At 35.4% G+C, this 7,680-nt stretch carries 10 protein-coding genes; 5 read left to right on the top strand and 5 right to left on the bottom strand.

Features of this window, described 5'->3' with window-relative positions:
- The 4 genes from HMPREF0877_RS00550 to HMPREF0877_RS00540 all read left to right on the top strand — a co-directional run.
- Positions 1-361: IS3 family transposase (locus HMPREF0877_RS00550; RefSeq protein WP_002827110.1), on the top strand; the 361-nt coding region annotated here is incomplete at its 5' end.
- A gap of 318 nt (positions 362-679) precedes the next feature.
- Positions 680-970: a PH domain-containing protein gene (locus HMPREF0877_RS10480; RefSeq protein ID WP_081443703.1), complete on the top strand. Its 291-nt coding sequence runs from the start codon at positions 680-682 to the stop codon at positions 968-970.
- On the top strand, positions 916-1,242 hold the full coding sequence (locus HMPREF0877_RS00545) for a YjgN family protein (RefSeq protein ID WP_002827106.1): 327 nt from the start codon (positions 916-918) through the stop codon (positions 1,240-1,242). The genes HMPREF0877_RS10480 and HMPREF0877_RS00545 overlap by 55 nt, the downstream gene beginning before the upstream one ends.
- 54 nt (positions 1,243-1,296) lie before the next feature.
- Positions 1,297-1,659, top strand: a complete 363-nt coding sequence (locus HMPREF0877_RS00540) for a TIGR02328 family protein (RefSeq protein ID WP_002827103.1) — start codon at positions 1,297-1,299, stop codon at positions 1,657-1,659.
- A gap of 282 nt (positions 1,660-1,941) precedes the next feature.
- Here HMPREF0877_RS00540 and HMPREF0877_RS00535 read toward each other — a convergent pair whose 3' ends face one another.
- Positions 1,942-2,187 (bottom strand): GlsB/YeaQ/YmgE family stress response membrane protein, encoded by a 246-nt coding sequence (locus tag HMPREF0877_RS00535; protein WP_002827102.1) that lies wholly within the window; start codon positions 2,185-2,187, stop codon positions 1,942-1,944.
- A 52-nt stretch (positions 2,188-2,239) separates the two neighbouring features.
- A complete protein-coding gene (locus HMPREF0877_RS10410; protein WP_002827100.1) occupies positions 2,240-2,374 on the bottom strand; it encodes a hypothetical protein in 135 nt (44 codons plus the stop codon).
- A 508-nt stretch (positions 2,375-2,882) separates the two neighbouring features.
- On the opposite strand from HMPREF0877_RS10410, the gene HMPREF0877_RS00530 reads away from it, so the two are divergent.
- The gene (locus tag HMPREF0877_RS00530; protein ID WP_002827097.1) at positions 2,883-3,227 is read left to right on the top strand and encodes a hypothetical protein; all 345 of its coding nucleotides are present in this window, start codon (positions 2,883-2,885) and stop codon (positions 3,225-3,227) included.
- Positions 3,228-3,772: 545 nt separating this feature from the next.
- Here the strand turns inward: HMPREF0877_RS00530 and pnuC are convergent.
- From pnuC to HMPREF0877_RS00515, 3 genes are all read right to left on the bottom strand, one after another.
- Positions 3,773-4,426 (bottom strand): nicotinamide riboside transporter PnuC, encoded by a 654-nt coding sequence (gene pnuC, locus HMPREF0877_RS00525; protein ID WP_081443719.1) that lies wholly within the window; start codon positions 4,424-4,426, stop codon positions 3,773-3,775.
- A gap of 256 nt (positions 4,427-4,682) precedes the next feature.
- The gene (locus HMPREF0877_RS00520) at positions 4,683-5,648 is read right to left on the bottom strand and encodes a beta-galactosidase small subunit (RefSeq protein WP_002827093.1); all 966 of its coding nucleotides are present in this window, start codon (positions 5,646-5,648) and stop codon (positions 4,683-4,685) included.
- On the bottom strand, positions 5,629-7,518 hold the full coding sequence (locus HMPREF0877_RS00515; protein WP_002827092.1) for a glycoside hydrolase family 2 TIM barrel-domain containing protein: 1,890 nt from the start codon (positions 7,516-7,518) through the stop codon (positions 5,629-5,631). The genes HMPREF0877_RS00520 and HMPREF0877_RS00515 overlap by 20 nt, the downstream gene beginning before the upstream one ends.
- Positions 7,519-7,680 lie beyond the last annotated feature (162 nt).

The following is a 7,680-nucleotide window of genomic DNA, read 5'->3' as shown; positions in this document are numbered from 1 at the left end:
CGAACCAAAGGTTCATCAAGTCCTTGCTTTCAAGATTGGTCGTCAGATGGAGGCGACGTTAGTTGTAGAAACGATTAATCAGGCGCTTGAATGTCATCAAAAGCCACAATATTTTCACTCTGACATGGGTTCACAGTACACCATCAACGAAGTTGAAACTTTACTTGAACGGCATCAGATTAGCCACTCATACTCAAAACAAGGTTATCCTTATGATAATGGGCCAATTGAAGCTTTTCACTCATTGTTGAAGAGAGAGTTTACCTTTCAAACAACTTTTTCCAATTTTGAGGACTTGGTAATCCGAACCTCAAATTACATCAGTTGGTTTAATTCCGACAGAATTAGAACGAGTGTTTAGAAAAAGATGTGCCATTTATTGACATAGGAGCAATTCCTTTTTAGTGTTATAATTAAGATACTTAATGTATATATTATAAAATAAAATATTCAGTACCTTTATCTATTTTCGGTGTTATTAAAGAACAATTTGGATTAAAACAATTGTTATTTAATATCAGGAAAATCCATAAAATTTATAATGTTTTAGAATATATTTCATTTTCCTTATTTTGTAATAATAATTAATATAATCAGTGAGAAGTTAAAACGAATATATTGAATATCGCTAGCATATATATAATTCAATACGTGCAATAATGATTCACGTTAAAAGCTTATTAGGATTATTAGGTGGGATAATGGGCATGCGTACAAATCAATCATTTATCGTTCAATTTCTAAGTTTGCTACTGAAACAGCCGGGCATTTTGACTTGGATAGAGTAATAAAAATTAGGATTTCTGATCAAGCTGCACCTTCAGAAGTTTTACAATTTAAAAAAGTGAAGATTTATCAGATGTTCAACGCTTGCTTGCAGAAAAAATTTTGTAATTTTAAATATGAGGTATTGATATGGGACCAGAAAGAAAATTTGGTAGGTCATCATTCTTTGATGGCGGTTTATTAGCATTAATTGGTTGGACAATTTTAGGTTTCTTAGTCACTGTATTATCTTTCGGAATTTTATATCCTTGGTCATTAGTTATGGTCTATGGATGGAAAATTAACCACACCGTCATTGATGGTCATCGTATGCGATTTACTGGATCCGCCTTTGGACTATTTGGAAATTGGATTAAGTGGTTATTCCTAATTATAATAACGATTGGAATTTATAGTTTCTGGGTCGGCATAAAGCTAGAAGTTTGGAAAGCTAAACAGACTACTCTCATCAACTAATAGTAAAAAACACCCTGCTGGTGGCCATACGTATATCCCTCGAAAGGCAAGCTAATGAGACTTTGGCACGAAACATTGATACCTAAATTACCTAGACAACAATTGCTTGGCCAACATAGAGAATGCTGTGCGCTTCGGGGTGGTGGCTGGGGCAAGAAACACCAAACAGTTAACTATGTGTTCACACACTCGCCTTACAAGCTCTTTCAGTACCATGAAAAAGTTATGCATGAAATGCAACGCCGAGGATACAAACCTAATGAACTTTGGCTAGATCCATTATATCGAGGCACTAAAGTACCACCATATGATTCATTACATGCTGTAGATTTAACCTCGCCTATTTTTCCTGAACACAATAATGTCTATCTTCTTGAGTGCGTTAAGAATCTAGCAAACAAAGGGATCGAAGTTTAAAAAAGGCACTTGTTGGTGCCTATTATGTGCAGAATAAAACCACGCTATATAAAATCCTTACATCATATAAACTGGTTATCTGATGTAAGCCATAAAGTATAGAAGTTTGTTCCTTAACTGTAATTCAGTTGTTAGTTTGAATTAAAAATGTTAGTAATAAAATAAAACCGTCTCACTTTTAATGAAGACGGTTTTATTTAGTGACTTCTTTTTACTATTTTAGACTAGTTTTTTCAGCATCAATTAACTTAGTCAAAATTACAAGATATTAATGAGGCGATTTTACTTATTTCCTCTAACCCCAAAAATCGCTGAAACGATCAAAACTAAGATAATCGCACCGATAATTGATGGAATGATAGCCATTCCGGCCAGACTTGGTCCCCAGCTTCCCAAAATACCTTGTCCAATAGCCGATCCAATCAAACCTGCAAATATGTTAGCAATCCACCCCATTGACTCGCCACGGTTCGTGATTGCTCCTGCGATTGCACCAATAATGGCACCTACGATTATTGACCAAATCATAATGATTTCCTCCTCATAATTTAAAATGATTTTAAATATGACTCATACTAAGTTAGTCGTTATAAATCTTATCTTGTAAGTAATCACCAGCATGATCGATTTGCTTTGAAAGAAAAATAGTTGTAAAAACAGCCAGGCCACTGATTATTAAAAAGGTTGATAATAGAACTTTTAGAATTGTGCTCATTATATTCTCCTTTAAACTATTTATGTTGTTTGCGTTGTGAGTGCCTTTTTAATTTACCATACAGACTAGAAATAAATTGAAATATAGTAATAACTAACATGATTTTTTCTAAAAGACTCTGTTTATTTTTACTTTTACTTTTTTTCATAGATTTACCCCCACTATATTATTTCATAAACCTCATATAAGTTTATAGTTAAATTGTAACATAACGGGAAACCAAACACCTAATCAAAGGTGTTTTTTGTATATAGTTTTACCATTAAACTATTCCGCCGTTTGTTCTTATTGCAAATTACATGATAAATAATGAATAGCATACTTGTAGCTATCCTTATGACATATCATGTTCAGTACTAAATAATTGCGATATTCTGCTCTTTTATATACAATGAAAGCGAATTCAAATAATTACAAATCATCTTGTTGTAAATTATATTTACGAAAATAAAAAGAATACATACGTGCAGGAAGGATTCACGTTAAAAGCTTTAATGGGAGCAGTTTTATGGATGAGAATGGCAAGAACGTCCCACAAGAAGTTAAGGGATGGAATTGGGGCGCATTTATGTTTAACGTTATGTGGGGGATTGGAAATAAAACATATCTTCCCCTGCTCTGCTTAATACCGCTATTCAATATAGTATGGATATTTGTCGTCGGTTTCAAAGGTAATGAATGGGCGTGGCAAAAAAATGACTATAAAGATATTGAAACATTTAAAGCAGTTCAAGCTACTTGGAATAGAGCTGGGTTAGTTAATTTCATTATTAGCATTTTATTTGTACTAATTTATATTTTCTTCCTCAGTGCAATCATTTCAGGTATTATCTCTTCTATGGATAATTACTAGTGGAACAAAAGATGGGTTGAGACTGACCGTAACAGTCTTTAAAACACATTTCAGGCGCCCAATCTACCGACTTCAAACATAGACAGATTAGGTGGCCTTTTTAGTTTGTAGTACTCACTAATGGACTATCCCCATATATAATATTATGCTTTATTTTCTGCAAAATTTTGAATAACCAAGACTTTGTCTTTTAGTATTGAAAACTAACACTTCTGGTGTTACTATTAGTTGTGTAATAGAGTCCCAATTCTAATTACACCGGCGTCTACTCACAGCCAAGGAGTAGACGCTTTTTTACACAAAAATACACCTATCTTTAACCCTAAGGAAAAGAATAGGTGCACTTGTAGTAAAAATATAGGCAGTGTCCCACTACCTACGGTTAGAGATTATAGTATTTAAAAATTAAAGTTGCCTAAAAGAGATATCATACAAAAAAGTGCCTACCAAACCGATAGACACTCAATGTAGTAAAAATACCGGCAACAATCTAGTTACCTGTACCTATATTGTACCAGTCAATTTTATTTTCAACAAATATCCGACTAGTCTTTAACTTCAATTAACTTTTTACCACTCCAAATTGACCAAAAACGTCCATATAATGCCGTTGCTAGATAGAAGGCCATTGTCAGCAACATAGGTAATGAACTTGCTGAATAACCTGCAAAGAGAGCCGATATCCATAAAATAATGTTTACTGCATCAGACATTAGCCAAAGAGTATACGAATCTCCGTAACCAAAGAAAACGTATAATGAGGCGGTTGCACCAATAATTAAGACAATAGCATCCCAAATTGGATTAGTATCTCCTAATTGTGTGTAAATCCAAATAACTGGCCACCACAATAACAACATCAAAATTATCGTGATGAGCCATCCCCGCAGACGCAAGAATTTTACACCACCAACGATGCGATGTCCCCATGTTTTCCAAGTGACAATCAAAGGAAGATCAATTAATAAAATAAACACGAATTGATCAAGGACAGATGCATAATGGCCTGCTTGCCAATTAATATAAATATAGCCAAGTGCACTAATCAATCCTAATAAACCATTAATGGGCTTACCAATCATCATGTACACCGTGCATGATGAACCAATTAAAGTCGCTAATAAAGTAATCACAGATAGTAAGGTGATTGGATTACTCAAAAATAATGCTAATTGCACACCGAAAATAAAGGCAAGCATAATACTACCTGCTGTATTAATCGATGTAATTTCTCTATAAAGCCATTTAAAATATGCCAATCGTTTATACCTCTTTCCTTAATGAACACAAGTTAATATTCTATCAGAATTCAGGTATGATTGTTAGAACTTTTAAAAAATTAAATACAAAAATCACCATTAAAACATGAAAAGGTCATTAATCTACCAAATGGTTAGATCAATGACCTTTGCGTATATCTAAAAGAATTAAATTTTACGTTGAACTATCTTTTTGTTATTTTGTTGGTTGAATTGTAAAGTCAAACGTGTGATCAGTTTCAGCAGAAATATGATATGGTGGCTGCACATCTGTTCCCCAACTATCAATCCCACCAACACCGCGTACCTCACCATAAATTGTTACCACAGTCCTTCTAGGAGCTGGTAATTCTTCAATATGAGTGGCATTTTCTATTTCAATAGCAGTATATGGTAATGCTGAAAAGGCAAATGAGTCAGTTAATTGCTTAAACGTTAATAGTCCAGTTTCTGTTGAAGCATCAGCGTTGTTTAAACTTGTTGAACGACTAACTGTCAGACTTGAGTTCTGCATGTGCATGCCCATTTCTTGAGGTACGATGTAGGGTGTTAATGGCAAGCCATCAACTTCATACGTGCCAATTTGGCCACCAGCCATCCGATCAGGATAGGTCTCTCCTGATAATCCTGCGTAACTATAACCATCTGCAACAGTTGGCATAACAAATCGCAAGCCTAATGTTGGAAGCTCAGGCAAGCCTGCTAATCCAGTATAGTCAACTTGCATATTTATTTGTCCATTTGCGACAACCGTGTAAATAACCTTCACTGTTGTTTGTGGCGTTGTAGCCGTTAAAAACGTATAGGTTAACGACACCGAGCTCGCATATTCATTAGCTGAAAAACGATTATTCTCAGGCGCAATCGGTAATCCAAGTTCTTCACCATCAACATTCACGGTCACTGAAGTAGCCTCAGTAAACATATCTGCACCAAACCAAGTTGCTGACTTTGTCGAAAAATGACTACCACGATCATTATCTGTTGTTGCTCGCCAGAAAGTTAATTTTGGTACCCGGTATAACCATTCTTTCCCACTAACATTTAATGATTCAAGACCACCCTTTTCATAACTGAAAAGGTAATGGAAATTTTTGCCTCGTACACCTAATGATCCATCACCATACACGATTTGCAACTGATTAGTTATCGTAGCGTCCATAATAATAGCTTACCTCCTGTATTGCTGGCTTAGGTTGACGATTTGCAAAGACAATCCCATCACCGGAAAATTCATAATCTGAATGTCGCTCATCAAAATCGCCACCATAGCGAAGTACTTGTTTACCTGTTACTTCATCCGTAACATATAAAGCCTGGTCGATGTAATCCCAGATAAAACCACCCAAGTAGGTGTCAAATTCATCATACAAATGAACATACTCATCAAAACCACCGACTGAATTTCCCATACTGTGCATATACTCGCAATTTAGATATGGCTTTTTAGGGTTATTTGATAGATATTCTTGGATATCAGCGGGTGATGCATACATACGACTCTCAACATCTGACATACGATCTTCATCCACTCGATTTTGGAATATACCTTCATAGTGGGTTAGTCTTGAATCATCTACAGATTTAAAGTATTCATCCATTGCAACAAGGTTATCACCAGTATATGATTCATTTCCTAATGACCAGAATAGAATAGATGGATGATTCTTAAATTGCTCAAAATTTGACTTCGCGCGATCTAAAACAACATCTAACCACTGTGGAATCGAACCTGGCACATTATATGATGGCTCGACTGCGCCCATTTTCTGCCAGGTACCATGAGATTCCAAATTAGTCTCAGCCATCATGTAAATACCCGCTTCATCACACATGCCATACCATGGAATTTGATTTGGGTAGTGTGATGTTCTAACAGCATTGATATTATTTTCTTTGAATATTTCAATATCTGTTTTCATTTCATCAAGGGTAACACTGCGACCGCCTACTGCACTCCATTCATGACGGTTAACACCATTTAAATGCAACGGTACGCCATTGATTGTCACATGGTTATTTGCATCCTTAACTAAGCGACGGAATCCAAAGGCATATGGCACAACAGCAATAACTTGTTTATCTGAATCAAAAATTGTAACAGTTAGTTCATATAAATCGGGTTGCTTGTGAGACCAAAGCGCAATATTTTCTATTGATTCATTAATCTGAATGGTTTGTTCAGCAGTCACCGTTCGTTCGAGGACTGCCTCTCCTCTTGGATTATTAACAATAATCTGTGCAGTTGTATCAGATAATTCCCCTGCTAAAGTTAACGCAATTGCCAAATTTCCCGAACGCAAATCATCTGAAACAACTGGCTTGAGGTGAACATCAACCACATTAACTTGTGGAATTGCGACTAAATTAACACTTCGGAAAATACCTGAAAAACGGAACATATCCTGATCTTCAATGAAAGCAGCCGTACTATACTTGAACACTTCAACAGCCAGCTTGTTTTCACCATTTACCAAATATGGGGTTAAATCAAACTCAGCCCGCGAAAAACTATCCTCAGAATAACCGACAAATTGACCATTTAACCAGACATACATGGCTTCTTCGACACCATCAAATTGAATATGAACATCATGGCTATTGAAATTATCAGGCAGCGTAAAGGTTTTAACATACTGGCCAACCGTGTTATCACTTGCCTCACTAAAAATACCTGGATATGTTTTATCTGCACCCAGTGCATAAGGTGGTCGCCGATAAGTTTTACCTTCCCACGGGTATAAGGTATTAATATACTGTATCTGACCAAAATTTTGTAATTCTATATGCCCTGGAACTTGAATATCATCAAAATTTTCAGTATTAAAATTTAATTCTTCAAAATTAATTAATCGTTCTGCTGGTGTTTTTGCAAAATGAAATCGCCAAGTACCATCTAAGCTACTAATTAAACTTGATTCACCTTGCACAACTTCAGCTGCTGATCGGTAGACTTTATGGTCACTATGTGCAGGTAATTTACCTACTCTAAACACAGTTGGATCATCTAGCCATTCTAACTTTGCTGTCATAATATCCCCCTAAAATAAATACAACGTTTCTGGAAACGTTTTCAATTATCTATTGTAACTTAAATAAATGGTTGTGTCTGTAGAATTGCCTAGATTGTACCACACACGACACTATTAAAAAAAGATGTTAATCATCTGGAAAAATGAGTAACATCTTCTAAA

Source organism: Weissella paramesenteroides ATCC 33313 (assembly GCF_000160575.1).
Classification (GTDB): Bacteria; Bacillota; Bacilli; order Lactobacillales; family Lactobacillaceae; genus Weissella; species Weissella paramesenteroides.
The sequence above is the reverse complement of the archived record's forward strand: the minus strand, read 5'-3'. Positions and strand labels throughout refer to the sequence as shown.

Coding starts and splice junctions, on each gene's coding strand:
- HMPREF0877_RS00545 (WP_002827106.1), top strand. CDS start 916: ATGGGACCAGAAAGAAAATTTGGTAGGTCATCATTCTTTGATGGCGGT.
- HMPREF0877_RS00540 (WP_002827103.1), top strand. CDS start 1,297: ATGAGACTTTGGCACGAAACATTGATACCTAAATTACCTAGACAACAA.
- HMPREF0877_RS00535 (WP_002827102.1), bottom strand. CDS start 2,187: ATGATTTGGTCAATAATCGTAGGTGCCATTATTGGTGCAATCGCAGGA.
- HMPREF0877_RS10410 (WP_002827100.1), bottom strand. CDS start 2,374: ATGAGCACAATTCTAAAAGTTCTATTATCAACCTTTTTAATAATCAGT.
- HMPREF0877_RS00530 (WP_002827097.1), top strand. CDS start 2,883: ATGGATGAGAATGGCAAGAACGTCCCACAAGAAGTTAAGGGATGGAAT.
- pnuC (WP_081443719.1), bottom strand. CDS start 4,426: ATGCTTGCCTTTATTTTCGGTGTGCAATTAGCATTATTTTTGAGTAAT.
- HMPREF0877_RS00520 (WP_002827093.1), bottom strand. CDS start 5,648: ATGGACGCTACGATAACTAATCAGTTGCAAATCGTGTATGGTGATGGA.
- HMPREF0877_RS00515 (WP_002827092.1), bottom strand. CDS start 7,518: ATGACAGCAAAGTTAGAATGGCTAGATGATCCAACTGTGTTTAGAGTA.